Annotated in this window: 20 protein-coding genes and 6 pseudogenes; 14 read left to right on the top strand and 12 right to left on the bottom strand. The window is 64.4% G+C overall.

The window, feature by feature from the left end:
* Positions 1-250 precede the first annotated feature (250 nt).
* Positions 251-991: a 3-oxoacyl-ACP reductase family protein gene (locus tag M8523_RS24485; protein ID WP_282587536.1), complete on the bottom strand. Its 741-nt coding sequence runs from the start codon at positions 989-991 to the stop codon at positions 251-253.
* 97 nt (positions 992-1,088) lie between these two features.
* Between M8523_RS24485 and M8523_RS24490 the strand changes: the two genes are divergently transcribed.
* Positions 1,089-1,691 (top strand): TetR/AcrR family transcriptional regulator, encoded by a 603-nt coding sequence (locus M8523_RS24490; RefSeq protein WP_282587537.1) that lies wholly within the window; start codon positions 1,089-1,091, stop codon positions 1,689-1,691.
* A 1-nt stretch (position 1,692) separates the two neighbouring features.
* Here M8523_RS24490 and M8523_RS24495 read toward each other — a convergent pair.
* A pseudogene (locus M8523_RS24495) lies at positions 1,693-1,934 on the bottom strand (DUF1272 domain-containing protein).
* Between the two features lie 254 nt (positions 1,935-2,188).
* Positions 2,189-2,944 (bottom strand): SDR family NAD(P)-dependent oxidoreductase, encoded by a 756-nt coding sequence (locus M8523_RS24500; protein WP_282587538.1) that lies wholly within the window; start codon positions 2,942-2,944, stop codon positions 2,189-2,191.
* Positions 2,945-3,469: 525 nt separating this feature from the next.
* On the opposite strand from M8523_RS24500, the pseudogene M8523_RS24510 reads away from it, so the two are divergent.
* Positions 3,470-5,513: pseudogene (locus M8523_RS24510) on the top strand (hybrid sensor histidine kinase/response regulator).
* Here M8523_RS24510 and M8523_RS24515 read toward each other — a convergent pair.
* Positions 5,510-5,632 (bottom strand): hypothetical protein, encoded by a 123-nt coding sequence (locus M8523_RS24515; protein ID WP_282587539.1) that lies wholly within the window; start codon positions 5,630-5,632, stop codon positions 5,510-5,512. The pseudogene M8523_RS24510 and the gene M8523_RS24515 overlap by 4 nt on opposite strands.
* A gap of 147 nt (positions 5,633-5,779) precedes the next feature.
* Positions 5,780-7,861, bottom strand: a complete 2,082-nt coding sequence (locus M8523_RS24520; protein ID WP_428351221.1) for a bifunctional sugar-binding transcriptional regulator/dihydroxyacetone kinase subunit DhaK — start codon at positions 7,859-7,861, stop codon at positions 5,780-5,782.
* Between the two features lie 158 nt (positions 7,862-8,019).
* Here M8523_RS24520 and M8523_RS24525 point away from each other — a divergent pair, with 158 nt between their 5' ends.
* From M8523_RS24525 to M8523_RS24555, 7 genes are all read left to right on the top strand, one after another.
* A complete protein-coding gene (locus M8523_RS24525; protein WP_282587541.1) occupies positions 8,020-9,501 on the top strand; it encodes an ABC transporter substrate-binding protein in 1,482 nt (493 codons plus the stop codon).
* Positions 9,502-9,573: 72 nt separating this feature from the next.
* Entirely contained in the window at positions 9,574-10,524 is a 951-nt protein-coding gene (locus M8523_RS24530; protein WP_282587542.1) for a carbohydrate ABC transporter permease, read from the top strand.
* Positions 10,521-11,354 carry a carbohydrate ABC transporter permease gene (locus tag M8523_RS24535; protein ID WP_282587543.1) on the top strand — a complete coding sequence of 278 codons (834 nt, stop codon included), beginning with the start codon at positions 10,521-10,523 and terminating at the stop codon, positions 11,352-11,354. Before M8523_RS24530 ends, M8523_RS24535 begins: the two co-directional genes overlap by 4 nt.
* A gap of 2 nt (positions 11,355-11,356) precedes the next feature.
* Positions 11,357-11,635: a hypothetical protein gene (locus tag M8523_RS24540; protein WP_282587544.1), complete on the top strand. Its 279-nt coding sequence runs from the start codon at positions 11,357-11,359 to the stop codon at positions 11,633-11,635.
* Positions 11,635-12,711 carry an ABC transporter ATP-binding protein gene (locus tag M8523_RS24545; RefSeq protein WP_282587545.1) on the top strand — a complete coding sequence of 359 codons (1,077 nt, stop codon included), beginning with the start codon at positions 11,635-11,637 and terminating at the stop codon, positions 12,709-12,711. The genes M8523_RS24540 and M8523_RS24545 overlap by 1 nt, the downstream gene beginning before the upstream one ends.
* On the top strand, positions 12,704-13,768 hold the full coding sequence (locus M8523_RS24550; RefSeq protein ID WP_282587546.1) for an ABC transporter ATP-binding protein: 1,065 nt from the start codon (positions 12,704-12,706) through the stop codon (positions 13,766-13,768). The genes M8523_RS24545 and M8523_RS24550 overlap by 8 nt, the downstream gene beginning before the upstream one ends.
* Positions 13,769-13,805: 37 nt before the next feature.
* Entirely contained in the window at positions 13,806-14,831 is a 1,026-nt protein-coding gene (locus M8523_RS24555) for a carbohydrate kinase family protein (protein WP_282587547.1), read from the top strand.
* On the opposite strand, the gene M8523_RS24560 is transcribed toward M8523_RS24555, so the two are convergent.
* The 6 genes and pseudogenes from M8523_RS24560 to M8523_RS24580 all read right to left on the bottom strand — a co-directional run.
* Positions 14,790-15,326, bottom strand: coding sequence for a hypothetical protein (locus tag M8523_RS24560; protein WP_282587548.1), 537 nt, complete (start codon positions 15,324-15,326; stop codon positions 14,790-14,792). The genes M8523_RS24555 and M8523_RS24560 overlap by 42 nt on opposite strands.
* Positions 15,327-16,348: 1,022 nt before the next feature.
* A complete protein-coding gene (locus tag M8523_RS24565; RefSeq protein WP_282587549.1) occupies positions 16,349-17,725 on the bottom strand; it encodes an FAD-containing oxidoreductase in 1,377 nt (458 codons plus the stop codon).
* Positions 17,725-18,183 carry a DUF4126 family protein gene (locus M8523_RS24570; RefSeq protein ID WP_282587550.1) on the bottom strand — a complete coding sequence of 153 codons (459 nt, stop codon included), beginning with the start codon at positions 18,181-18,183 and terminating at the stop codon, positions 17,725-17,727. The genes M8523_RS24565 and M8523_RS24570 overlap by 1 nt, the downstream gene beginning before the upstream one ends.
* 177 nt (positions 18,184-18,360) lie before the next feature.
* A complete protein-coding gene (locus M8523_RS24575) occupies positions 18,361-18,762 on the bottom strand; it encodes a cytochrome d ubiquinol oxidase subunit II (protein WP_282587551.1) in 402 nt (133 codons plus the stop codon).
* A gap of 22 nt (positions 18,763-18,784) precedes the next feature.
* A pseudogene (locus tag M8523_RS36830) lies at positions 18,785-19,204 on the bottom strand (cytochrome d ubiquinol oxidase subunit II); the annotation flags it as partial.
* A pseudogene (locus tag M8523_RS24580) lies at positions 19,153-19,695 on the bottom strand (LysR family transcriptional regulator); the annotation flags it as partial. The pseudogenes M8523_RS24580 and M8523_RS36830, both read right to left, overlap by 52 nt.
* 119 nt (positions 19,696-19,814) lie before the next feature.
* Between M8523_RS24580 and M8523_RS24585 the strand changes: the two are divergent.
* The 5 genes and pseudogenes from M8523_RS24585 (at position 19,815) to M8523_RS24605 (ending at position 24,863) form a co-directional block, all read left to right on the top strand.
* Positions 19,815-20,763: pseudogene (locus M8523_RS24585) on the top strand (HlyD family secretion protein).
* 106 nt (positions 20,764-20,869) lie between these two features.
* Positions 20,870-22,049: pseudogene (locus tag M8523_RS24590) on the top strand (DHA2 family efflux MFS transporter permease subunit).
* Between the two features lie 44 nt (positions 22,050-22,093).
* On the top strand, positions 22,094-23,077 hold the full coding sequence (locus M8523_RS24595; protein WP_282587552.1) for an NADP-dependent oxidoreductase: 984 nt from the start codon (positions 22,094-22,096) through the stop codon (positions 23,075-23,077).
* Positions 23,078-23,460: 383 nt separating this feature from the next.
* Positions 23,461-24,657 (top strand): Zn-dependent hydrolase, encoded by a 1,197-nt coding sequence (locus M8523_RS24600; protein ID WP_282587601.1) that lies wholly within the window; start codon positions 23,461-23,463, stop codon positions 24,655-24,657.
* A 14-nt stretch (positions 24,658-24,671) separates the two neighbouring features.
* Positions 24,672-24,863, top strand: coding sequence for a hypothetical protein (locus M8523_RS24605; RefSeq protein ID WP_282587553.1), 192 nt, complete (start codon positions 24,672-24,674; stop codon positions 24,861-24,863).
* An 11-nt stretch (positions 24,864-24,874) separates the two neighbouring features.
* On the opposite strand, the gene M8523_RS24610 is transcribed toward M8523_RS24605, so the two are convergent.
* Entirely contained in the window at positions 24,875-25,465 is a 591-nt protein-coding gene (locus tag M8523_RS24610) for a TetR/AcrR family transcriptional regulator (RefSeq protein WP_282587554.1), read from the bottom strand.
* Between the last annotated feature and the right edge of the window lie 289 nt (positions 25,466-25,754).

The following is a 25,754-nucleotide window of genomic DNA, read 5'->3' on the forward strand; positions in this document are numbered from 1 at the left end:
CTGGCTGGGGAACCCGTCCACGCCATGGACATCGCCGCCATGGCGGCGATCCTGGTCGGGGTCGGCGTCCTGCAATCAGGGCGACGCCTGTCGGCGAGAGACCTCTGACATATCCCTCCTGCACCACATACTTGGACAAGGCTCGTCCATGCCCGACCCGGTCGCAATGGTATCGCCGGGTCGACCGGCCTTGAGCCGGCAAAGCCGTGCGCTCTAGGAGAGATGCCGGGGGCGTGAGCCCCCGCATCGATCAGGCGTTCGCGCCGCCGTCGACGGTCAGCGCCGTCCCGGTGATGTACTGGGCCTTCGGGCCCGCCAGGAACGCCACCATGTTTCCGATGTCCTCGACCTTGCCGTATCGGCCCAGGGCGGTGATCGACCGGAGCGTCTCGCCGAACGGCCCGTGGGCCGGGTTCATGTCGGTGTCGATGGAGCCGGGCTGCACGACGTTGACCGTGATGTCGCGCGGACCGAGTTCCCGGGCCAACCCCTGGCTGAAGGCGGTCAGCGCGGACTTGGACAACGCGTAGACGGGAAGTCCCGCGCCCCCGGGAACCTTGTCGGCGAAGAAGCTGCCGATGTTGATGATGCGGCCACCTTGACCGAGGTGCGGGATGGCGGCCTTGCTCGCCACGACCGGCGCCCGGACGTTGACGTTCAGGAGCGCGTCGATGTCCTCCAGTGACATGTCCGCGACGGTGGACAGCCGGAGGATGCCGGCGTTGTTGACCAGAATGTCGAGGCCGCCGAGCTTCTCGACGGCCGTCGCGATCGACGCCTGCACGGCGGTGACGTCCGCGTTGTCGGCCTGGATCGCCACGGCGCGCCGGCCCAGCGCCTCGATGGCGCGGACCACCTCCGCCGCGGCGTCGGCCGACTTCTCGTAGGTGATGGCGACGTCCGCCCCTTCGGCGGCCAAAACCTTCGCGATACCCGCGCCGATGCCTCTGCTGGCGCCCGTGACGAGGGCGCGTTTTCCCGTGAGTGTCATCGTCTTACCCCTTATGTGCTGATCGACACATAAGTCGCTAAACCGATTGATCCGGGCGGTCAACGGTTTTATGCTGATCGTCACAAAAGGAAGGGTCATGACGACGATCGGGCGGCCAAGGGAGTTCGATCGCGACGCGGCGCTGAAGGCCGCCATGCTCGTCTTCTGGCGCAAGGGCTTCCTCGCGACCTCGATGAACGATCTCTGCGATGCAATGGGCATTCGCTCGCCGAGCCTCTATGCCGCCTTCGGCAGCAAGGAGGATCTCTACCGCGCCGCCATGGAAAACTACGTCGAGACGATCGTGCCGCTGGTCTGGGGTCCGCTCGCGGATGGACCCACCGCGCGCGCCGGCGTCGAGGGCTTCCTGCTGGCGGCCGTCAAGCTGCTGCCCGAATGCGGCGCTGTGCCGGGCGGCTGCATGGCGACCCTGGCCGCCCTCGGCGAGGACATGCCTGGCACGATCCCGGACATCGTGAGAAGCGGCCGGGTTCAGTGCCTGGAGATGCTACGGACCCGGTTGAATGGAGCCGTGGCAACAGGCGAACTGCCGGCCTCGACAGGTGTCGAGCGCTGGAGCCGGTTCTATCTCGGCGTCTATCAGGGGATGGCCGTCCAGGCGCGCGACGGCGCGACCTCGGCCGATCTGAAGGGGATCGCGGAGACGGCCATGGACGCGTGGCCCGGCCAGGGGCGATGATTCAGGCCGCACATCCCGGATGAGGTTGCGTGTAGCGCTCCGTCTGCGCCGGAAAAGCCGCGAGCTTCGACCGAGGACGCGACGGACGAGATCGCCACCGCAGTTCGGACAGCAACCGCCCAGCCTGTTCTCCACGCAGTCGGCGCAGAACGTGCATTCGAACGTACAGATGCGTGCGCGAGGGTCGCCGTTCGGCAAGTCGCAATCACAACACTCGCAATTTAGACGCAGAACCAGTGGCATAGCGTCGGCTCCAATGTCGGGACGATCGTAGTCCACCCTCCCATCGCCGTTCCAGAGCCGCTTCGCGCGGCTAATAAGAATTGCCACGTCCAGGAATTCGGGTCGTCTCAGCACAAGCCGCTATGGCGCCGAGCTCGTGGAGCCCGGATGTTGCCCTCCTGGCGCCAACGGGATCGTCGGTCGCACCCAACTCGACCAGGAACCGCCACACGGGCGCGGCATCGTCAAACATGCCAGACGCCGCGGCGCGAGCGCTACGTGAGGTTCAAACCTCCATCCGAGAGCAAGATCTCCCCGGTAAGATAGTCCGACGCCGCCAGCAGTGCGACGGCCTGGGCGATGTCCTCCGGCTTGGCAGCCCGGCGCATGGGCGACCGCTCCCGCCAGAGCGCCTGGGCGGCAGTCCAATCGGCTGTCAGGGGTGTATCCACCAACCCGGGAGCAACGGCATTCACCCGAATGTCCGGAGCCAACGATACGGCGAGCAGACGGGTCATGTGGTTCAACGCCGCCTTAGATGCGGCATAGGGGATCGATGCGCCCTTGGGTCTGACCCCGGCGTGCGAGCTGATGTTGACAACACAGGCTGAACGACCTCGCCGCGCGGCGTCCCGCAAAGCGGGTTCGGCTTCTGCCACGAGGCGGAACGGCGCCACCACGTTGACCTCGTGCAACTCGTGCCAGACGGCCGGCGAGGCGGCATTGAGATCGGCGTGAGGGATGACCTGGCTGATGCCTGCGTTGTTGACCAAAACATCGAGGCGGCCCCAGCGGGCGATGGCCTGCCGCACCAGCCTGACCCTGTCGGCGTCATCGGCCAGATCGGCCTGGACGTATGCGGCCTTCCCGAGTTCGGCGGCTAGCGCGTGTCCCGTCTCCGCAGAACTGCGCGAGTGCAACACGACCGCGTAGCCATCACTGGACAGCCGACGAGCGATCGCCGCCCCGATGCCGGACGTGGACCCGGTCACGAGGGCGACGGGCGGCTCATCATCAGGGGCTTGACTCAAGTTCTATCCTCCATTCTGCGGCCATACGGTCTCGGACCCAACAGCGAACGCGCGATCGCCGCAATGGTCCAACGCGCGGCGCCGTCGTCGGCTTCGGATGCCAGAGTTAGCGCGTCCAGAGGCAGACATTCAGGGCGGCCTGCTTCGGGTCGATTGTTGCCATTCCGTGATACGAAGCGGCGTCTCAAACAAGCTTGAGACTCACGACCCCGGTTGCAGAACCCGTCACTGTTCGACAGGACCACGATGGGCCGTGACTTGCTGTTACGGAAAGGCTGGAGGGTCTGAAAGATTCAGACAAGGGATCTTTGGCGCCTTCCGCCTTCAGGCTGGGTCAGCCAATGCACGCAGCGTTGCGAAGGCTTGGTCAAGGTGTCCCCCGAGACGCTGCTGCATCAACTCGTTCCCGACCAACGCCCGTTAGGCATTACATGCGGATCATGGTCGAAGATGTTATCCAGACGCATCAGCGATGACGCATCATCTTTCACGTTCTTGATCGGTGGCGGCGCAATAGGCGCACTGATGCGTTCGCGGGATTGGTCCACGTCGCCGCTCGGCGACCCCGGGACATGGCCCGCGCCGCTTCGCATGACCGTCAGCCTGATGCTCGGTTCCGCGTTCCCGATGTTCGTGGCCTGGGGGCCCGACCTGGGGTTCCTCTACAACGACGCCTACGTCGACGTCCTTGGCGGAAAGCACCCGGATGCGCTCGGGCGCCCCTTTCAGGCGATCTGGGCCGAGATCTGGCCCGACATCGAGCCCCTGGTCCGGAGAGCCATGGCTGGCGAGGCCACGTTCGCGGAGGACCTGCCCCTTTGCATGCAGCGGAAGGGTTTCGAGGAAGACACGTGGTTCACGTTCTCCTACTCGCCCGTTCGCGACGAGGACGGCGTCGTTCAGGGCATGTTCTGCACCTGCACCGAGACCACGGCGCGCGTCCACGCCGAGGAGGCCGTGAAGCGGCGGGAGGACGAGCTGCGCGAACTGAACGCGACGCTCGAACAGCAGGTCGCCGAGCGGACCGAGCAGCTCAGGCTCTACGGCGACATCATACAAGCGTCCGGCGCACCCATCTGCGCCTTCGACACCGATTTCCGCCTGATCACGTTCAACCGGGCACACAGCGACGAATTCTACCGGATCTTCGCCCACCGCGTTCAAATCGGCGAGGTCTTCGCGGACCTCTTTCCCCCGACCAAGCGACGGTGATGAGGGGCTTCATGGCCCGCGCCCTTGCTGCGGAGGCCTACATCGTCGCTGAGGAGTTCGGCGACCCCGATCTAGCAAAGCCCCGCTGGAAGGTGTCCTACTCGCCCCTACGGGACAGGGACGGTCGGATCATCGGCGCGTTCCACTACGCCCGGGATATCTCCGCTCGGCTCCGAGCGGAAGTCGAACTCGCGGCCACGCAGGACGCGCTGCGCCAGTCCCAAAAGATGGAGGCCATCGGTCAGCTCACGGGCGGGGTCACCCACGACTTCAACAACCTGCTCACGGTCATCAAGTCGTCCACCGACCTGCTGAAGCGGCCAAGCCTTCCGCCGGAGCGTGCCGCACGGTACGTTGGAGCAATCTCCGCCAGCGTGAACCGCGCCGCCAAATTAACCGGTCAGATGCTCGCCTTCGCGCGTCGACAATCTCTGAAGCCCACGAAGTTTTCCGCCTGCGACAGCGTCCGGGCGCTGTCGGGCATGTTGGGTACCCTCATCGGTTCGCGCACCGACATCGGGACCGACCTGCCGGAGGAAACCTGCTTGGTCAACGCCGACCCCAACCAGTTCGACACGGCGCTCATAAACATAGTCATCAACGCGCGTGACGCGATGGACGGCGGGGGGCGGCTCACCGTCGCCGTCAGGGCCGTCGAGGAGATGCCGGCAGTGAGGACCCATTCCGGGGTTCCGGGCGAGTTCGTGGCCGTGTCCGTCAGCGACACCGGCATCGGCATTCCCGAGGAGAACCTCGGGAGGATCTTCGAACCGTTCTTCACCACCAAGGGCGTCGGCAAGGGGACCGGTTTTGGGCACAGCCAAGTGTTCGGGTTCGCCAAGCAGTCGGGCGGCGATGTAATCGTCAAAAGCGAGGTCGGGTCGGGCTCGACCTTCACGCTCTACCTAGCGCGCGTGGCCGGTGGGGAGCGGTCGGTGGATACGCAGGAACCCGAGCCGCTGATCGACCGTCACGGGACGTTCATTCTTGTCGTCGAGGACAATCCGGACGTTGGCACCTTCGCGGTCCAAACACTCGAAGACCTGGGCTACCGCACCGTGCTGGCGAAGGACGCTTCGGAAGCCTTGGCCGAGCTGGCGAAGGACGCCGACCGTTTCGACGTGGTGTTCACCGACGTTGTGATGCCCGGCATGAACGACATAGACTTGGCGCACAGGATCCGCGACGAGCATCCCGACCTGCCGTTGCTGCTCGCCTCCGGCTACAGTCACGTGCTGTCACAGAATGGAACTTACGGGTTCGAATTGCTGCATAAGCCTATTCGGTCGAGCAGCTATCCCGACTCCTGCACAAGGTCGCGACGTGGCAGCGGCGCATGCGGATCATGGGCCATTAGTAGGAGGCGCCCACCGCGTTGAGAAAGCGCTTGGCCGCCAGGTTGAAGACGGCCGTGGGCTCGGTCCTGGCAGTGTCGATCGTCCGGGCCTCGCGCACCGCCGCGAAGCCGATCGACATGGTGACTTATGGTCGTCAACGCCGATCACGCGTTGAGTTTGCACAAACGCTCCTTGTCGGCCTCGATCGCATCCGCGATCCGTTCGAACCGCTGCAACCGATCTTTCGTCGTCATAGGGGGCATCCAGGGTGTCGCCGCCGTCTGGCTCAGCCGGCGCGGAACATCGCGCAGTCGCAGGGATGGTCGAGCAGCGGGGTGAGTTCGTCGTCGAGTAGCATCAGGGTGATCGAGGCGCCCGCCATCTCCAGCGAGGTGCAATAGGGCCCGACCCAGGAGGCATGGATGCCGATGCCTTGCGCGTCGAGCCGTTGCTTGACGCGCCGCTGCAGCAAATAGAGCTCCATGAGCGGCGTGGAGCCGAGCGAATTGATCAGCACCGCGACCTTGTCGCCGCTCCTGGCCGGCATCTCGGTGAAGATGCGGTCCATGATGTCGTCGGTCACCGCATCCGCCGTCTTCAGCGTCTCTCGCGAGACGCCGGGCTCCCCGTGGATGCCCAGCCCGACCTCCATCTCGTCGTCGCCGATCTCGAAGTTCGGCGTCAGCGTCTGCGGCAACGAGCAGGGGCTGAGCGCCACGCTCACGGTGAAGGTACGGTCGTTGGCGTGCCGGGCGACGCGCTCGCATTCGTCGAGGCTCTTCATCATGTCGGCCGCCGCGCCGGTGACCTTGAACACGAAGAAGTTGCCGGCCACGCCGCGACGCTTTTCGCGCTGGTCGCGCGGGGCCGAGGTGACGTCGTCGGTGGTGACCACAATGCGGGCCTCCAGATCGTTCATGCTGGCCAGTTCAGCCGCCATCCCGAAATTCATGACGTCGCCGGCGTAATTGCCGAACACGAACAGCACGCCCTTGCCGCCATCGACCGCCTTGGCGCATTCGACGATCGGGTCGGGCGTCGGCGAGGCGAAGACGTTGCCGACCGCGCAGGCGTCGGCGAGGCCGCGCCCGACAAAACCGAGGAACGTCGGCTCGTGGCCCGAGCCGCCGCCGACGACCAGACCTACCTTGCCCGGCCGCGGCCCGTCGACCGCAACCAGCGAGCGGGGCGAATGCGGCAGGAGCCTGACGTGTCTTGGATGGGCGGCGACCACGCCCTCCAGCATCTCCTCGATGATGGTCCTGGCATCGTTGACGAGTTTCTTGGTCTTCACGCCCGACCCTTCCGGTTCTGTCGAGATCGATACGAGACCGTTCCGGTTGAAGATTTGCGGCGCGCCATCAGCCTTGAGCACGCCGCCCGCTGTCGCGGCATCCGTCACTAGCACCGTGGCGTGGCCGCCACGCAGGCACGCAAGGATCGCGGCAACCTTGTCGAGGCCTCCCGCCACCGCGATCCGCACCTTGATGGCGCCGAACTCCGCAAGAGTCAGCCCGAGTATCCGCTCGTCCTGGGGACCGTTCAGGGGCACGCCGTCCTGGTCGATGAAGCGCCCGGCGATCGCGGCGGTGGCGCGCTGGGCGAGCAGCATCTTCATCGATGCGGCATCGACCTGGCCGCTTGCGAACACGAGGCTGTCGCGGCGCATGTTGCAGACGCCGAAGATCAGCTTGTCCGCTCGCCGAATGAGATCAAATCGCTCGCGAACGACGGGTTCGGCCCACATCATGTCGCGCACGACCGGCGTCGAGACGAGCGCCGGCGCAGCCAGCGTGATGCAGCGGGCGCCGAGCGCGGCGGCCAGCCGGCTCGCGCAATCCTCGGGCGAAAAGTCGACAGCCACCTGCGTGCCGCCCGTCGCCTGCACGACCGACAGGTCGGGCAATCCGAGCCGGCGGCCGATGTGATCGGCCACGCTCATCATCGTCCGGCTCCAGGCGACCCCGAGCGTGTCGCCCGCCCGCAGCAAGTTGCGCAACACGCCGCCCCCCGCCTCGCCGAGGCGATCCATCAGCGGGCGACCACCGTTGCCGCCGGGGATCACGACGCAGTCGCTTAGCCCGAAATGCTGCTTCAGGGCCTGAGCGGTTTCCGTCGCGCGAAGGCGGTCTTGATCGATGCTGACCTGCACGATGCCACGGGCGCGAGCCTCGGCGAGATAATTGTTCACGGTCGTGCGCGACACGCCCATGACCGAGGCGATGTCGTTCTGGGTCAGTCCGTCCTGGACATAGAGCCAGCCGGCCCACACCAACGGGTCGTCCTGATATCGCAGGGGCACGGGATGCGGCTGCAAGGCCTCCTCACCGGGTGCGTTTGCCGCCCTTTTCGTCGTTCTTTTCGTCATTGACATTTTTCAGGTTGCCTTGAAATATGTCTAAACGACAATTTGACGCAATGGGTGTCGCAGCGGGATTATTTGCTGCACCGCACCAAACGTCAGAGACGAAACCGGTCTTTAGCCGGGTCGGACAGTCGCCAATGTGCGACATCGGGAGGGAAGCGATGGAAGAATCCTACAAGCGTGCCGGTCTTGCGTTGCCGCGCCGCACTCTGCTGAAGGGGGCCGGCGCGGCGGGCCTCTCGACGGCGCTGGGGGCGCCGTTCATCAACCGCCTCTACGCGATGGAAGCCCATCCGCTCGCTGGCAAGAAGATCGACATGAACATCCTGGGCATCGCCGGCTGGCTGCCGTCGTCGCTTGGGGTGAAGATGTCTCCCCTGTTTGCCGACTACGTGAAGCAGCGCTACGGCTACGACGTCACTTTCGGCTTCGCCGAGGCGCCGTTCTCCGACCTTTTTCAGAAGGCCGCCACCTCGCTCGCCACCAAGAGCCAGGAATACAACATCATCATCTCGGACTCGCAGTGGCTCGGGGCGCTCGCCAAGCCGGGCTGGATCCTTAAGCTCAACGACATCATCGCCAAGAACAAGGGGCTGCAGCTCGACTGGTACTCGCAGACCGTCATCGATACCTACATGGCCTATCCCGACGGCACCAAGGACGTCTGGGGTCTGCCGCAGGAGGGCGACACCAAGGCCCTCTATGTCCGCAAGGATCTGGTGCAGGACCCCAAGGAGCAGGCCGCCTTCATGGCGAAGTACAACATGAAGCTGCCCTCGACCTTCGAAGACTACGAGAACCTCAACGCCGACGACTACGAGAAGGTGATGGAGTTCTTCACGCGTCCCGAGAAGGGCCTGTGGGGCGCCGCTTGGCAGTACAGCCGCGTCTACGATTTCTGCACCTGCCCGCTGTTCTCCGCGATGTGGAGCTCGGGCGGCGAAATCTGGGACGCCAAGACCGGGCAGATCGAAGGCGTGCTCAACACCGACGCCAACGCCGCCGTGATGGAGCGCTACAAGTCCTGGTTGAAATACATGCCGCCCGGCGCGACCAACTACGGCATCGCCGAGGAGATCGACGTCTTTACCCAGGGCAAGGTTGCGACCTGCCTGCAATGGGCCGCCGTAGGCCTGGCGATGATCAACGCCGAGAACAAGGACAAGGTGATGGTCGTGCCGCCGCCGAAGTTCGGCAAGGGCGCGGAGGCCAAGCGCATCTACTGCATGGGCGGACAGCCTTGGGTGATCAACGCCTTCAACGACGACGCCAAGATGCGCGTCGCCATCGACTTCATGAACTGGTGGTACCTGCCTGAGACGGCCAAGGAATACGCCAAGCGCGGCGGTAACCCGTGCGACAAGGCGACCCTGTCGAGCTCCGAATTCGACGACGTCAATCCGTGGAACCGCGCCTACAAGTTCATGCTCGAGCCTGGCCGCTCGCGCGACTTCTGGCACGATCCGAAATATTCCGAGATGCTGTCGCTCCAGCAGGAGGGCTTCACCTCCTTCATGACCGGGCAGTCGAAGAGCGCACGCGGCGTTCTCGACTATATCGCCTGCGGCCAGCAGCAGATCCTCTACGACGCCGGCACGGCCAAGAAGGAGCCATCAGGCGTCTGCGGCAACGTCTCGCTGTAACGCGCCTTCGAGTCCTCGGGGAAACGGCACGGTCCGGCGCCGCTTCCCCCTCCAGCCGGTGCAGTTTCCTTCATGACGGCAGTCTCAGGCAGTCCCCGGTCGTCTCGCCTCCGCCGGACGCGCGTCGCCCAGGCCCTCGACAATCGCGGCACGCTGATCGCGACGCTGCTGGTGCCGGTGCTGATTTTCTTCGTGCTGTTCAACACCATCCCGACGCTGTGGCTGCTCGGGCTGTCCTTTTATAACTATTCGCTGACAAGCGGCTCCCCGCCGAGCTTCGTCGGGTTTCGCAACTTCATCCAGATTTTCAACAACCGGAACAACATCTGGGCCGACCTGTCGCGCACCTTCACCTTCGTGGTTTTCGGGGTCGGTATCCAGACGGTGTTGGGGCTCGCGCTCGGTTTCCTGTTCTGGGGGTCGAAGGAGATGCCGGGGCGGCGCGTGGCGCTCACCATGCTGTTCACGCCCATGGTGCTGACACCCGTCGCGACGGGTACCTTCTTCCGCTTCATCTACGATCCCGATTTCGGCGTGCTCAACGTGATCCTGCACGGGCTGTTCTCGACCCGGCCGATCAACTTCCTGAGCGAGCCCGGCACGGCCTTCTGGGCGGTGCTCGCGGTCGACTGCTGGATGTGGACGCCGTTCATGATCCTGATGGCGCTGGCCGCTCTCGGCTCCGTGCCGAAGGCGGAACTGGAGGCGGCCGAGGTCGACAGGTTGCCCTGGCGCAAGCGGTTGACGCTGGTCATCTGGCATCACGGCAAGTTCATCCTGATGCTCGGCATTCTCCTGCGCACCATCGACAGCTTCAAGACGCTCGACCTGATCATCCCGCTGACCAAGGGTGGCCCCGGCCAGGAGACGCGCCTCGTCGCCATGGAGGTCAACAAGCAGGCGTTCGAGAGCTTCAACATGGGCTGGTCATCAGCCTATTCGGTCCTGCTCCTGCTGATCTCCATCGCCATGACCTCCGTCTTCATCTTCATCCTCAACCTGCGTCGCCGGAGGGGTGCGTGAACGGCCGCGGTTTTCGCCAGCACCTTTACTACGCGGCCCTGTGGCTCGTGGCGCTGTTCTTCTTCGCGCCGGTCGCCTGGATTGTGCTGTCGTCGTTTAAGACGCGCGAGCAGATCCTCGCCGTGCCGCCGAAGCTGATCTTCGTGCCGACGCTTGCCAACTACACAGACCTGCTGTCCCGGCAGGGACTGCTGCTGCAAGTGTTCAATTCGATCTTCCTGTCGGTGGTCGCGGTCTGCGTCGCGGTCGTAGTGTCGTTCCTCGCCGCTTTCTGCTTTTCGCGCTTCAAACCGAAAGGTACCGACTTCCTGATGTTCCTGCTGTTGTCCATCCGGATGCTGCCCGGACCGGCGGTGATACTGCCGGTCTACCTCATGTATGCGGGATTCGGTTGGAAGGATAATCACTTCTGGCTGGTGATGTTCTATGCAATGTTCTCGATCCCCTTCTCGGTCTGGATCCTGAAGGGCTTCCTCGACGGCGTGTCGGTGCGGTTCGACGAGACAGGCCTCGTCAACGGGGGTTCCTGGTTCCACGTCATCTTCAGGGTCGTCATGCCGCAGGTGAAGCCCGGGCTGATTGCCGCCTTCATCTTCAACATGATCTTTGTGTGGAACGAGTTCTTGTTCAATTTCATAATCGGCGGCGTCTCGACACAGAATATTCCATATGCGCTGGCGGTCGGCACCTATTCCGACGGCGGCGTCAACTGGACCTTTATCGCCAGCATGACGACGATCTACGTGATTCCGCCGATCCTGTTCATCTATTTCTTTCAGAAATACCTCTTGGTCGGCATGACCTTCGGGACGGTGCGGGGAGAAGTCTAGCGATGCGGCTGACCTTTCCCGAGCGCGCGGAGCGCGTCCTCATCGCTGGCATGCTGGTCGGCATCGTGCTGATCCTGCAGCGCTACAGCCTGGCGCTGTTCAAGACGGGCCTGTGCATCCTCGTCCTGTCGACCCTGCTGCAGATCGCCGTCGGCAATATTCCGAAGACGGGGTCGACCGGCGGCAGCCTCGTCCGCATCGTCATCCTGCTCGGCGTTGTTGCCGCCGTCTTCGGGCTTGGCGTTCTGCTCGTGCCGACGCTGTCGCGGTTGGGGCGCTGATGTCGTCTCTCGCGTTTCGGGATCTGACCAAGCGTTACAAGGGACAGCCCGCCGTCGACCATTTCGACCTCGACGTGGAGCCGCGGAGCTTTACCGTGCTGTGCGGGCCGCCGAAATCCGGCAAGTCGGTGTTGTTTCGCCTGCTCGTCGGGCTGGAAAAGCCTGATGCGGGGCGGATCATGCTCGCAGGCGAGGACATCACCGATCGAGCGCCCGCCGCCCGCGCCATTGGTTATGTGCCGCAGAGCTTCGCGCTCTACCCGCACCTGACCGTGTACGACAATATCGCCTACCCACTGGCGCTCGCCGGCGCGTCGCGCGACGAGATCGCACGTCGTGTCGATCGCGCTACCAGCCTTCTGTCGATCGGCCACCTCGTGAAGAAGACGCCCGACCAGCTGTCCGGTGGTGAGAAGCAGCGCACCGCGCTGGCGCGCGGGCTGCTCAAGGATGCGAGCCTATTCGTGCTCGACGATCCGCTCGTCGGGCTCGACTACAAGCTGCGCGAGCGGCTGATGGACGAGTTGAAGGCGCTGCGCCAAGATCTCAAAGCGACCTTCCTCTATGCCACCTCGGACTCGCTCGAGGCCCTCACCATGGCGCAGAGCCTTGTCGTGATCGACCGTGGCCGTGTCGTCCAGCAGGGCGACGTCATCGGCCTCTATCACGCGCCGCGCCACGTGCGCTCGCTGGAACTCGTGGGTTTCCCCAAAGCCAACGTGCTGGCCGGCGTCGCCGCGGGGGGCGTAGTGACGGCGGGCCCGCTGCGCTGCCCGGTCGGCGCGTCGGTGCGAGACGGCCCGGTGACGGTGGGGCTCCGGCCCGAAGCCATCCGACTCGGTTCGAGCCGGGGTGTCGCGGGCAAGGGCCGGGTGCGGCTCGTAGAGAATCTCGGTGGCGAACTCGTCGTCTATGTCGATGTCTCCGGCACGGACCTCGTCATGAGTTTTCCGGTGACGGACGCCGCCGCGCCCGTTTTTGACAGCACGGTCGCCTTCTCGTTCGACCCCGCCGACGTTCTGGTGTTCGACCCCGGGGACGGCCGGCGGCTCGACAAGGCGACGACCCATGGCTGAGATCAACATCGACGGCGTCACTAAGCGGTTCGGCACCTTCACGGCGGTGCAGGACATGGACATCCGCTTTGCCGACGGCGAGGTCGCTTGCCTCCTCGGTCCCTCCGGCTGCGGCAAGACCACATTGATGCGGATGATCGCGGGGCTGGAGCACCCGACCTCCGGCCGCATCCTGTTCGGCGATCGCGACGTCACCGCGCTGCCGACGCATGCCCGCAATGTCGGCATGGTGTTCCAATATCCAGTGATGTACCCGACCCTCTCAGTCGCCGAGAACATCGCCCTGCCGCTGAAGCAGGACCGGTCGCTCTCGGCCGCCGAACGCGATCTGCGCGTCGCCGAGATGCTCGACGTGCTCGACATGCGCGAGCACGGTGGCAGCTTCATCGACGAGCTCGATTCGGGAAACCGGCAGAAGGTGGCGGTCGGGCGCGCCATCGCCCGGCGCTCGGACATCGTGCTCTTCGACGAGCCAACCACCAACGTCGAGGTCAATGCCAAGCTGCAATTGATCCGCGCCATCAAGACCGTGATCCAGCGCACGCGGCAAACCATCGTCTACGTCACGCACGACCAGACGGAGGCGATGACGCTCGCCGACAGGATCGCGCTGATGTACGGCGGCAAGATCATCCAGTACGACCGGCCCGACGTGCTCTACAATCAGCCCCTGACCGAATTCGGCGGCTGGTTCCTCGGCAATCCCGGCATGAACTTCGTGCCGGCAACCGTGGCGAACGGGCAGATTTCTGCACCGATCCTGGCCGAGCCCCTCCCGGCGCCCGCCAACCTGCCCTCGCAGGGCGCGATCAAGATCGGCATCCGCCCCGAATGGATCGCCATGCACGACACGCCGCAGCCCGGCTCAGTGGAGGGGACATTGGCGGACCAGACGGTCGGCATCGCGGGGCGCTATCTCACGCGCGTCTCGTTCGGTGATGTCGACGTGAAGGTGAAGACCGACGGCCGCCCGCCCGCGCCGATTGGCGGACGCGTTCACCTCGTGCCCCGTCGCGGGCGCATCACGCTGTATGCGGACGGCAACCGCCTGGCCTGAGCGCGCCCCAGCCCTTCCAACCGAGCGGGACCAGGACATGCGCTACGACGTTTCTGTGATCGGCCTCTATATCCTCGACATTCTGGGGCGGCCGGTCGTCGCGATCCCCGAACGCGGCAACGTGGACTTCATCGAGGAGATCCGGCTGACCGTCGCCGGCACGGCCGGCGGAACCGTCGTCGACACCGCCAAGCTCGGGCTCCGTAGCCTCGCGGTGGGTGCGGTGGGTGACGACGAGAAGGCGGATTTCGTTCTGGCCACCATGGCCAAGCATAGCATCGACACCTCGGCCATGCAGCGGCTGGCCGGCGTGCCGACCTCGGCCACCATCCTGAACGTCCGCCCCAACGGCGACCGCCCCGCCCTGCATGTGCGCGGCGCCTCCGATCATTTCGACCTGTCGCCCGGCCTCTACGATCAGGTCTTCGACGCCCCCATCGTCCACCTCGGCGGCACGGGCCTCCTGCGCAAGCTCGACGGCGAACCCAGCCGCGTTCTACTTGCCGAAGCAAAGCGCCGTGGCTGCACGACGACCTTCGACCTCATCGCGGCCCGGCCGGAGACCATCCGCGACGTCGAACCGCTTCTGCCCTTCATCGATTACTTCATGCCCTCGATCGAGGAAGCGCGCGACATGTCGGGGCAGATCAGCCCGGACGATTGCGCGCGGTTCTATCTCGACAGGGGCGCCCGCTGCTGCGTCTTCACCCTTGGCGGCGAGGGCGCTTATTACGCCCATGCCGACGGCACGCGCCTCGGGGCGCCGGCCTATGCAATCGACGTGGTCGACACGACGGGCTGCGGCGACGCTTTCGACGCCGGTTTCATTGCGGCGCTTGCCACGCGATGGACCCTGAGCGGAGCCTCTTCTTCGCGCAGGCCGCCGCCGCCCTTGTCGCCAGCGGGCTCGGGTCGGACGCGGGGATCAAATCCTTCGAGCAGACGATGGACTGGATGCGGGCGCACCGTTGAACGCCGACGCTGCCAGTCGTCAGAGCGGCGTCGACGGGTTCGAGGGGGCCTAGGTCCGCTTGGTCTTACGGGCTGCTCCAGAGCAGACTGACGGCCTTCCGCTCATGGCCGCCGCCGCATTCCTGGCAAAGCTCACCGCCGATCTCAAACGCGTGGCTTGGAACAAACCGAACGAAACGAGTCCAAACTCCAAAATCGCCGCCTGACCCTCATGGCGAGGCTCGTGCCCATCCTGCCGGAAATCCGCACCCTCTTTGCCAACCTGCTGGTCCGGCAAAGGTCCACAAAGGCCTTCATCTTCAAATGGTCGATATGGCGACGAAAGCACCATTACGCTGCCGCACTCTCCCACTACAAAAGACACCAATGGTCGGATGCACAACTGTAGTATTAGAGTCGATGTGGTGATCGCCGTCAGGACAGGATGCCCAGGGCGGGCATCAAGGCGGAAGTACCGGTGCCCTGTCAGCTTGGCGAGTTGGATGACGAGCCGATACGCGACATCAGGCTCCGTCATCCAGTCCCGGTGTTGCTCCAGCACGGCATGGGCTAGCGACGCGACATCCGGCATGGTGTCGAAGTCCATCGCATCCGGGCTGTCCCGCAGGGCGAACTCGCTCGACACGGACTGATGGATCGCAACCGCGAAGCCCCAGGCCGCCGGTCCTGTGACCGCGTGCAAGCCAACGCGCGACAAGACGACTTTCGAGAATCTGCCCCAGGGGTAGAGACCTTCCCTAAAGCAGATATCGTACCAAGCCTCGACCGCCCTCCCCAATTCGATGAGCATCTCGGGCGTCGCACGTTCCAACTTGTCGACCAGCTGCCGACATCAAGATGCCAGCGGCGCACCATGGACTGAAGAAGGCTGCTCGATCGAAGTCTGCGGCGTAACATCTCTCCGAAGGTCATCGCCTCTGTCGGAGTAGATCCCGCCAAGGCGGTCGCGATGACTTCGATTTCGTTGGGTGTGAAGATCTGCCGGATCCCCGCCAGGAGATCGTTGTTCAGTGCAGGCGTTGGCGAGAGCGTACGATGAGTGTCGGCCATGACGTGATATCCTTGTTGAACTTGAGAAGGGGGAAAACAAAATTGAAATCCCAAATCGATCCCAAGCTCTTGGGGAGATCTCGCGACGGATCCCGCTGACGTCTATGCAGCTCATTCCGGGCCGGCCCGAAGTCGCGCAACATACGTGCGAGACTGCACGGCCCTTCAACGCCGGATTGTCTCACTGAGGGAAGCTATCGACGGCCGGAGCCGCCCATGATCATATGCTCGCCGTTCATCGTCACTGATCGCAGCGAGAGATTGTCAGCCGAGTTCGGGTAACTCCTGCCGACACGTCGATGCCGGGAGGTCTGCTTTAGCTGAAGCTGATTGGCCGCGAGCGGGCGAGGTTGGCCGAGAAGAGATGGTCCGGTTTGCGACGGTCGAGGTGGCGAAGCGGACGTGAAAGCCGGTGTGTGGTCGACCGAGGTGGAAACCGAGATGGAGAGAGTGGTCGGCGCAGCCAAGTGAGCGGGTTCGGATCGGTGGTTTGGGCGTTTCTGCTGCCTACGCGAAATCTTGAGTTTCTCCGGCAGGAGCCGCGGCGGGAGGCATAATTCAAGCGACCGTCCGTAGTTCACCGGCGATAGTCGGGATCAGCTCGGAGACCGTGGGGTGGATGTGCATGGTCTCGCGCAGCCGCGTTGCCGTGGCGCCATTCGCCATCATGTCGAGGATCGTGTGGATCGCTTCATCACCGCTGGTGCCGAGGATCGTCCCACCCAGGATGGCGTCGCTGTCCGCGTCAGCCACGATCTCCATGAAGCCCGCCTGCTCGTCCTTCTCAACGGCGCGCCCGACCCGGCTCATCGGGCGGCGCCCGACCTTGATGCGGTAGCCAGACGCCTCGGCCTGCCCGGCGCTGAGGCCCACGCGCCCGAGCGGTGGGTCGGTGTAGAGGGCATAGCAGGGAATGCGGTCGCTCACCTTGCGGTCCGCGCCATCGAGGAGGTTGGCAGCGACGATCTCGAAATCGTTGTAACTCGTGTGCGTGAAAGCGCCCCGCCCGTTGCAATCGCCGAGTGCCCAAATGCCGGGTACCCCCGTCGCAAGACGGTCGTCGACCGTGATAAAGCCGCGCTCATCCGTCGCCACCCCGGCCAGGTCCAGGCCCAGATCGTGCGTGTTGGGCACGCGCCCCACGGCGAGCAGCACATGGCTTCCCACGATCTCGGGCGGGCCGTCCCTGCAGTCGACCCCGACGGCAATGCCATCCGGGTGAGCTGCGAATCGAATGCACTCTGCCCCTGTGCGGATGGCGATGGCCTCCGCTTCCAGGATCTCGCGCACCGCTTTTGAAACCTCCTCGTCCTCACGGCCGATCAGACGCGGCCCCTTCTCGATGATCGTCACGGCAGCGCCGAAGCGACGATAGATCTGGCCGAATTCCAGTCCGATATAGCTGCCTCCGATGATGACTAAATGTTCAGGCAGGGTGGCGAGGTTGAGCAGCGAGCTGTTGGTCAGCAGGGGCACGGTGCCGACCCCTGGCATGTCGGGGACCAGCGCCCGGCCACCGACATTGATGAAGATGCGCGGCGCGGTCAGCTGCTCCTCACCGACCCGCACCGTCTTCGGTACCTCGAAGCGGGCGTGGCCAAAGAACAGCGCGACGTTCGGCAGGCTGCGTAGCCAGGCCTCGTTGCCGGCGCGCCCGTCCTCGGAGATTTTTTGCGATCGGGCGTGGACCCTGGCCATGTCGATGTGCACCGGCCCGGTGATCACACCGAAATCCGCGCCCCGGCGCGCCAGATGGGCGGCATAGGCCGAGGCCACGAGCGTCTTGGTGGGCTTGCAGCCGGTGTTGACGCACGTGCCGCCGACGAGATGACGCTCGACGATGGCCACGCTCATGCCGGCGGCCGACAGACGCCCAGCCAGAGACGGGCCGGCCTGACCCGTGCCGATGATGATGGCGTCGTAGTTTGCCGCCATCACAGCAAGCCGACGATCGCCGCGCCGAGCAGGACGGCCACTGCGTCCTCGATAAGGGCCGCCGGCAGGTCGCGCCCGAAGGCAGCCGCCATTCGACCCCGCCCCGCCGCCCCGCCATAGGTTCCGACAACGGCGCCGACCAGCCCGGCCACAAGACCGACGATCCATCCACCGGCTGGCAGCCCGATGGCTGCGCCGCAGAAGCCGCCGCTGACAAGGCGCGCCCCGAACTGCATCGGCACCTTGCGGCTCGGTGTCGACGGCAACTGGTCGGTGACATATTCGACGAGCGCCAGGACCGTGAAGATCCAGGGCGTCCATTGATAGCCCAGGAAGGCCAGCCAAGTGTCACCGAGCGGAAGGTGTCCAAGCCGAGCGGCCCAGCTCACTGCAGCAAGAGGTGTAAAGGCGCGTAGTCCCGCCATTATCCCGGCCAGTAGCGCAAGGCCATAAGGCATTCTCGTCACCTCTCCCAGTTGAGTCGCGGCGTCATCACCGCGCTTGCACTTCACGATGCTTCAGAGCGTGCTCATTCCCGCATTGGACCCTCGATGCGCCTTGGCGTCCATGCCGAATTTGCCGCGCAGCACGATGGCAATCGAACCGGGCTGATCGCGGTGACGCAGACGCCGTGATCAATGGTAGCCGATATTACCGCGCATCTTGCCCCGGAATACCCAGTAAGACCATGCCGTGTACATCAGGATCACGGGCAGAAGCGCAAGCGTGCCGACGAGCAGGAAGGCTTGCGTACCCTCCGAGGAGGCGGCCTGCCAGACCGTGTAGTGGTGGGGCACGATCATGGGCCAGAGGCTGATCGCGATCCCTGTGTAGGACATGAAGAACAGCGCGAGGGCGCTTAGGAACGGAGCGGTGTCGCCACCTCGGCCCTCGAATGCGCGCCAGGCCCCGTAGGCGATCATCGCGGTCACGATCGGGACGGGGGCGAAAGCGAGTGCGCCGGGCAGTGTAAACCAGCGGGTCGCGATGGCGGAGTCCGACAGCGGAGTCCGACAGCGGAGTCCAAATGCTAACAAGCACGATCGCGCCCAGCACCGCAATGAGGCAGCGGCGCCCCATGTGCCGAGCCCAGCTTTGCAACTCGCCTTCCGTCTTGATGATCAGCCAGACTGCGCCGAGTAGGCCATATCCCGCCATGAGCGCCAGACCCGTCATGACCGAGAAGGGCGTGAGCCAATCCCAGGAACTAGCCACGAAGGTCCGGCCTTCGACCTTGAACCCCTGGAGGATGGCGCCCAGGACCGCGCCCTGCGCGAAGGCCGCGAGTGCCGAGCCGATGCAGAAGCCCCGGGCCCAGAACCGGCTAATCCAGGGTTGCTTGAAGCGGAACTCGAACGCGACACCCCGGAACACCAAGGCGAGAAGCATCAACAGTACAGGAAAATAGACGGCCGGAATGATGATAGCGAAGGCCAGCGGGAACACCGACAGGAGTCGAGGTAGGCGGGCGCGCAGCACAGGACATGGCGCCAGGGCGTCAGACGCCGCACGACGAGCTCCGAGTCGGGCGGCGGTGTCGTACGGATGACGATGTCCTGCTTATCCTGGATCAGGTCGACCATCGTGTCGCCCGTGGTGAGGTCGATCGAGGTCGCTGGATAGCGATCCAGGAACTCCGCCAGAATGGGGGCAAGGAACCGAACGATGTTGGCGCTGGCGTGCAGCCGAAGCGGCCCACGTGGCGTGGCATGCAGCGCACTCGCGATCTGATCGGCCTCGTCAAGATCCTGCAGGATGCGGGTCGACCGCTCGTAGTAGGCTTGGCCGATCTCGGTGAGGCTGACCTTGCGCGTGGTACGGTTCAGGAGCCGCGCGCCCAGCCGGTCCTCGAGGGCCTGGACGTGGCTCGATACCATCGTGACCGACATGTTGAGCCGTCGTGCTGCGGCCGAGAAGCCGCCGCACTCGACGACGCGCCCGAATACCGTGAGGCTGGTCAGCCGATCCATTGTCCGCTCCGACCGGAAGATGCTTCCATCATTCCGCGAATTCTCATGCTGCTCAAGTCGCGGCCTCGTCCTGTCACGCCGCAGGCAAGCTGCCGGCAACGAAATGACAGGAGGTCGCTATGGCCGAGATGCCCCGCCCTGAAACTTTCCATCAGGCTCAGGAGATCGGCGCGCCGGTCGCGATCGAGACGCCCACGCGGGCCGAGTCCACCGGTCGCCGGGTCAAAAGGATCGTTCTCGCCGCCCTACTTCTGGCTGGATCGGCCTTCGGTGGACGCTACGGTCATCAATACTGGACGGTTGGGCGGTTTATGGTCGAGACAGACGACGCCTATGTGAAGGCCGACGCGACGATCGTCGCCCCGAAGGTCTCCGGCTATATTGCAACCGTCGCTGTGCAGAATAACCAGCCAGTCAACGCCGGGGGCCTTCTGGCCCGCATTGACGATCGGGACTTCCACGCGGCTCTCGATCAGGCCCGGGCCGAGCTTAGCGCCACCGAAGCGGCCATCCGCAACATCGACGCCGAGACCGTTCTCCATGGCGCCGAGATCGATCAGGCTCAGGCTGCCGCAGCTGCGACGCAAGCCTCACTCGTCTTTGCCCAGAGCGACGCGGACCGCTACCGGAACCTGGCCCAAAGCGAGGCCGGCACCACGCAAAGGGCCGAGCAGACCCAAGCGCTGCGCGACAGGGCGAGCATCTCGGCCGCAGAGCGCAAGACGGCGGTGCTCGCAAATGGCGGTGGTGCCGCTCGGCGCCACCTACGTGGTCGCGAACTACAAGGAGACGCAGCTCGCCCATGTGCGCGCCGGACAGCCCGTCGACGTTGCGGTTGACGGCTTGCCGGAGCTCAAGCTGAAAGGACATGTCGACAGCTTGTCCCCGGCGAGCGGCCTCGAGTTCGCACTGCTGCCGCCCGACAACGCGACGGGCAACTTCACCAAGATCGTCCAGCGCATCCCGGTGCGGATCGCCATCGATGACACCCGTGCAGCGGGGCTCCTGCGCGCCGGCATGTCGGTCGAACCCGCGATCGACACGCGTGCGGCCGGCAACTCCGATTGAGCGCCGCACCGATTATCCGGCATCCCCGGATGGTGCTTCCCGAACTTCCCGCATTCTGCGCTGTCAGGCTCCGGTCCATTCTTTGGGGCAGCAAAAGGAACCCGTCATGGCCACGCTCTCCGCAACCCTTCCATCGTCCACCGCCCACCCGGTTACCACTGTCCTGCCCAGCACGGCGAAGACATGGATGGCCGTGATCGGCGCTACGCTCGGGGCGTTCATGGCGGTGCTGAACATTCAGATCGTCAATGCCTCGCTGGCCGACATCCCAGGTGCGATCGGTGCGGGCGTCGATGACGGCGGCTGGATCTCGACCTCCTACCTGGTCGCCGAGATCGTGGTCATCCCGCTGTCGGGCTGGCTTGCCCAGGTCTTCTCGCTGCGCACCTACCTCTTGACCATTACGGTCCTGTTCCTGGTCTTCTCGGTGGCATGCGCCTTTGCGCAGGACCTCGGCAAGATGATCGTCCTGCGCGCCGTCCAGGGCTTCTCCGGCGGGGTGCTGATCCCGATGGCCTTCACAATCATCATCACGTTCCTGCCCAAGGCGGAGCAGCCGATCGGGCTTGCGCTCTTCGCACTCTCAGCCATCTTCGGCCCGCCATCGGTCCAACGATCGGCGGCTACCTCACCGAGACCTACAGCTGGCAGACCATCTTCTACGTCAATCTCGTGCCAGGGGTGGTCATGCTTGCGCTGCTGTGGGTGTCGCTCGACCGGGCTCCGATGAAGCTCGGACTGCTGCGCCAAGGCGACTGGGCTGGCATCGCCCCGATGGCAGTTGGCCTCGCTGCCCTGCAGAACGCGCTTGAGGAAGGCAACAAGGACGACTGGTTCGGATCGGCCTTTATCGTCCGGCTCGCCGTTGTGGCCACCGTTTCGCTGTTGGCTTTCGTCGCCATCGAGCTGACGACCAGGAAGCCGCTCCTCAACCTGCGACTCCTGGGCCGCCGCAACTTCGGCTTCGGCATCCTGGCCAACTTCCTGCTCGGCATCGCGCTCTACGGCTCGGTGTTTATCCTCCCGGTCTACCTGGCGCGCATCCAGGGCTACAACGCCGAGCAGATCGGTCTCTTGTTGGCCTGGACGTGAGCCACGGCGTCGCCGATCAGGCTACGGCCAACCACCAGGCGATCGTCGCGCTCGCCCTCCGCATTCGCCAACAGGCCAACATCATGGCCTTCTCCGACACCTTCTTCCTGCTCGGATCGGCTCTCGTCGTCGCCCTTCTTGCGAGCCTCATGCTCCGCGAGGCCGTTTCTCCCGAAGCCAGCGGCTCCCACTAGGGATGCCAGGCAGATCTTCTTCACGCTTCATCGAAGGACACGTCATGATCCCCGAAACGCTCCTCACCACCTCCGACAACGCCATTGGCCTCCGCACCAAGGCCTGCCGCGTCCACGCCTTCGGGCCGCCCGCCAACATCGTCCTTGAAGACGTCGATCTGCCCGCACCGAGCCCCGGCGAGATGCTGATTCGGGTGGCGTCGGCGGGCGTTGGCCCTTGGGACGGTTGGATCCGTTCCGGCCACAGCGTCCTGCCACAGCCTCTGCCGCTCACCCTCGGTTCGGACCTTTCCGGCACCGTGGAGGAGATCGGGTCCGGGGTGACGGACTTTGCGCGTGGCGACGAGGTCTTCGGCGTGACCAACCCGCGCTTCGTCGGTGCCTATGCCGAGCACGCCATCGTGTCGGCCGGCATGATGGCCCGGAAGCCAGCACGGCTCGACCATATCGATGCCGCCTCGGTGCCGGTGATCGCCGTTACAGCCTGGCAGGCGCTCTACCGCGAAGCCGACCTGCAGGCCGGGCAGAAGGTGTTGATTCACGGCGCGGCCGGCAATGTGGGCGCCTACGCGGTTCAGCTCGCCCGCGGGGCCGGTGCGCACGTGATCGCCACGGCAAGCGCGGGCGACGTCGAGTACGTCCGCTCCCTTGGGGCCGATGTTGTTATCGACTATCGTGCCGACCGGTTCGAGGACCTCGCAAAGGACGTCGACATCGTGGTCGACCTTGTCGGCGGCGAGACCCAGACGCGCTCGTTCCAGGTGCTGAAGAAAGGCGGTGTGCTGGCCTCGGCCGTGTCCCAACCGGACGCAGCCCTTGCCGCGAGCCACGGCGTCAAGGCCAACTTTTTCCTCGTCGCGGTCAATACGGCGGATCTGACCCGCGTCGCCGCGCTGATCGAGACCGGCCATCTGCAGACCAATGTCGGTACCATTCTCCCCTTGGCCGGGGCGCGGTCCGCGCACGAGATGCTGGAGGGCACGCGCACCCGTCCTCGCGGCAAGATTGTGCTGAAGATCGCAAGATGAATGGAGCCATACGCAATCAGAACTGTTCAAATGCACGAGGGAGAACGCGCGGTTTGGAGAACGCGGGCCAAAGCGGCTGAACGACTTGGATGGGCGCGAAGCCGAATGTCCGGAGTCGGGTAGGTCGCCAACTGGGGAAAATCCAACTGGCCGCATGATCTCGGGCTTGCGAAGAGGTGGAGCACGGACTCTGCGACTTAGCTAGCTCGGTGCCATCGGGTATGGGCCGGCGCCACGCTGTTTGGGTCTTGGCCCAAATGACTGAAAGCTGGCGAACGCACCGGCTGATAACAGTTTAAGATTTGAGGATTGGACAAACCCGCCCGCATGGCATCAACCATGCAACGATTACGGATGACTTGATCAGTTCGCGCGGGCCGCCCATGCCACCAGTGGATACCGAGCACTTCCTCGGCAACCTTGACCAACTTCGCACGATCGGCGCCTATAAAACGGGCGTGCACCGGCCGACCTATTCAACCGAGGACATGGCTAGCCGGCGCTGGCTTATGACCGAGATGGAGGCGGTGGGACTTGAGCCTACCATAGACGGTATCGGCAATGTTCTGGGGCGAAATCGGGAGCCTGGCCCGCATCTCTTAGTCGGCAGTCATATCGAAACGCAGAATCACGCGGGCTGGTTGGACGGCGCGCTTGGCGTGATGACGGCCCTCGCTCTGGCCCGTGCCGGACTTCCGGTCGATGTCTGCGCCTATGCGGATGAGGAGGGGCATTGGGGCAATATGATCGGGAGTCGCAGCCTCGTGGGGGATCTCTCTGAGGAGGATATCGACAAAGCCCGCAACCGGGAAGGCAAACCCTTGCGTGATGCGCTAAAGACAGCGGGCTTGGCGGGTCTTCCTCGCCTGGCGTTGGAACCTGCCCGGTATCGCGGTGCGCTCGAGATCCATATCGAGCAGGGAACACAACTGGAAAGCAAAGGTCTCCGGATCGGAGTCGTGACGGGCATCGTGGCAATCCGTCATTTTAAGATCGTGTTTGAAGGTCAGCAGGACCACACTGGCGGCACCACTATGGCAGAACGACGCGACGCTGCGCTCTCGGCCGTGCGGTTGATGGCAGCGATTGATACAGAATTTCCCAAGGTTTGCGGCGAGCGAAGCGTCTGGACCACGGGCCGTATAGTGGTTGAGCCCAATCAACCAATGATCATTCCCGGTAGGGCCGAGCTTTCCTTCTCGTTCCGTGATCTTTCCGAGACTGTGATGGATCGAATGGAGGCTTGCCTGCGTGCACTCGTGCGCGAGAGCAATCGACGCGAGCGTTCCTCGGCGACCCTAGAGGAGGTCAGTCGTCTGAAACCGGAACTCTGCGACGATGCAATCATCGGCGCTTTGGAGGCTGCCGCCGAGATGCTCTGCCCCGGAGCTTGGCAGAACATGCAGAGCGGAGCCCTGCACGACAGTCAGGTGCTGGCCCGCCTAGTCCCTGTCGGGATGGTTTTCGTACCCTCCATCGGCGGCATCAGCCATCATTGGTCCGAAGACACAAAGCGCGAGGATCTCGAACTCGGTTGCCGGGTGATGGCAGAAGCCGCGATGAGACTCTTAGCAGGCTGAAAGCGAGGGTTAGAATGCCGATACCGACATTGTCGGTTACCTGGATCATAGCCAGTCCCGTGATCACGTCCGTCATCCTTGGAGCAAGCCGGCACGCGCAGCTCAGGGACACGCTCGCCGCCGCCGACCTCGTGCTCCCGTCCGACCTGAAGGCGAGGCTCAACGACATCACTGCCGAGTACCGCCGCGGTGATGCAGGCCGTTGATCAATGCCCACTCAGGCCTGCCGCGACGTTCCGGCGGCGTCCAGGAGCGTCGCAACGGCCTGCTTGGCCTGCACGAACGGGGAACTGTCACCAAGCGCCTGGGCGAGCACCACCGTTCCCTGAAATACAATGTTGATCTGCCGGCCGAGGTCTGCCGGGTGCGCGACACCGACCTCTTCGCACAAACGGACGAACTGGCTTTCCACCTCCCTCGCGGCCCGCTCGCCCCAGGCCGCGATGCCGGCGTGCCGGCCCGCGTATTCCTGGGCCGCCTTTATACCGAGGCAGCCGCGTGCGGGCTGCGCGTCGATCATGGCCGCGCGGAGATCAAAGAACGCCTCGATCTGCGCGCGTGCGTCGCCGCCCTTTGCCCTAACCGGGGCGAAGAGATTCTGGACAACCCCGGCCGCGTAGTGGTGGAGCACAGCCTCGATCAGATTCTCCTTGGTCGGGAAATGCTTGTACAGCGTGCGTTTGGAGATGCCGCTATCGGCCAAGACCGTGTCGACACCGGTCGCATGGAAGCCGCCATCGTAGAACCGGTCGTAGGCCCGCTTCACGATATCCAGCTTCTTGCCTCCAACCCTCTCCTCGTTCGTCACGCGCCCGCACTCCTTCGGTTCAGTTCGCGCATCAACGATAGCCGGTCGGCTTGAGGCCGTAAACAGATCGGTTTACCCGGATCCGGTACACTGATCTGTTTACATGCGGCGTCGGTCGGCGTGTTGCATCATGACGCCAACGAGGGAAATAGGCGATGTCTCTATCCAACAAGGTAATGTTCGTTTCGGGAGCCAATCGCGGGATCGGGGCGCCAATCGTGCGGGAGGCGCTCAAGGCTTCCGTCGCCAGGGTCTACGCGGCCGTCCCATCGCAGCTCGACATCACGGA

It is taken from the genome of Lichenifustis flavocetrariae (assembly GCF_026130545.1).
Classification (GTDB): Bacteria; Pseudomonadota; Alphaproteobacteria; order Rhizobiales; family Beijerinckiaceae; genus Lichenihabitans; species Lichenihabitans flavocetrariae.

Bases quoted from the DNA above. Each gene is read 5' to 3' on its own strand.
- M8523_RS24525 (WP_282587541.1), top strand. From the start codon at position 8,020: ATGGAAGAATCCTACAAGCGTGCCGGTCTTGCGTTGCCGCGCCGCACT.
- M8523_RS24545 (WP_282587545.1), top strand. From the start codon at position 11,635: ATGTCGTCTCTCGCGTTTCGGGATCTGACCAAGCGTTACAAGGGACAG.
- M8523_RS24600 (WP_282587601.1), top strand. From the start codon at position 23,461: ATGCCACCAGTGGATACCGAGCACTTCCTCGGCAACCTTGACCAACTT.
- M8523_RS24605 (WP_282587553.1), top strand. From the start codon at position 24,672: ATGCCGATACCGACATTGTCGGTTACCTGGATCATAGCCAGTCCCGTG.
- M8523_RS24570 (WP_282587550.1), bottom strand. From the start codon at position 18,183: ATGCCTTATGGCCTTGCGCTACTGGCCGGGATAATGGCGGGACTACGC.
- M8523_RS24515 (WP_282587539.1), bottom strand. From the start codon at position 5,632: ATGTCGATCGGCTTCGCGGCGGTGCGCGAGGCCCGGACGATCGACACT.
- M8523_RS24560 (WP_282587548.1), bottom strand. From the start codon at position 15,326: ATGGACTTCGACACCATGCCGGATGTCGCGTCGCTAGCCCATGCCGTG.
- M8523_RS24595 (WP_282587552.1), top strand. From the start codon at position 22,094: ATGATCCCCGAAACGCTCCTCACCACCTCCGACAACGCCATTGGCCTC.
- M8523_RS24530 (WP_282587542.1), top strand. From the start codon at position 9,574: ATGACGGCAGTCTCAGGCAGTCCCCGGTCGTCTCGCCTCCGCCGGACG.
- M8523_RS24485 (WP_282587536.1), bottom strand. From the start codon at position 991: ATGACACTCACGGGAAAACGCGCCCTCGTCACGGGCGCCAGCAGAGGC.
- M8523_RS24520 (WP_428351221.1), bottom strand. From the start codon at position 7,861: ATGACGAAAAGAACGACGAAAAGGGCGGCAAACGCACCCGGTGAGGAG.
- M8523_RS24490 (WP_282587537.1), top strand. From the start codon at position 1,089: ATGACGACGATCGGGCGGCCAAGGGAGTTCGATCGCGACGCGGCGCTG.
- M8523_RS24565 (WP_282587549.1), bottom strand. From the start codon at position 17,725: ATGGCGGCAAACTACGACGCCATCATCATCGGCACGGGTCAGGCCGGC.
- M8523_RS24555 (WP_282587547.1), top strand. From the start codon at position 13,806: ATGCGCTACGACGTTTCTGTGATCGGCCTCTATATCCTCGACATTCTG.
- M8523_RS24550 (WP_282587546.1), top strand. From the start codon at position 12,704: ATGGCTGAGATCAACATCGACGGCGTCACTAAGCGGTTCGGCACCTTC.
- M8523_RS24540 (WP_282587544.1), top strand. From the start codon at position 11,357: ATGCGGCTGACCTTTCCCGAGCGCGCGGAGCGCGTCCTCATCGCTGGC.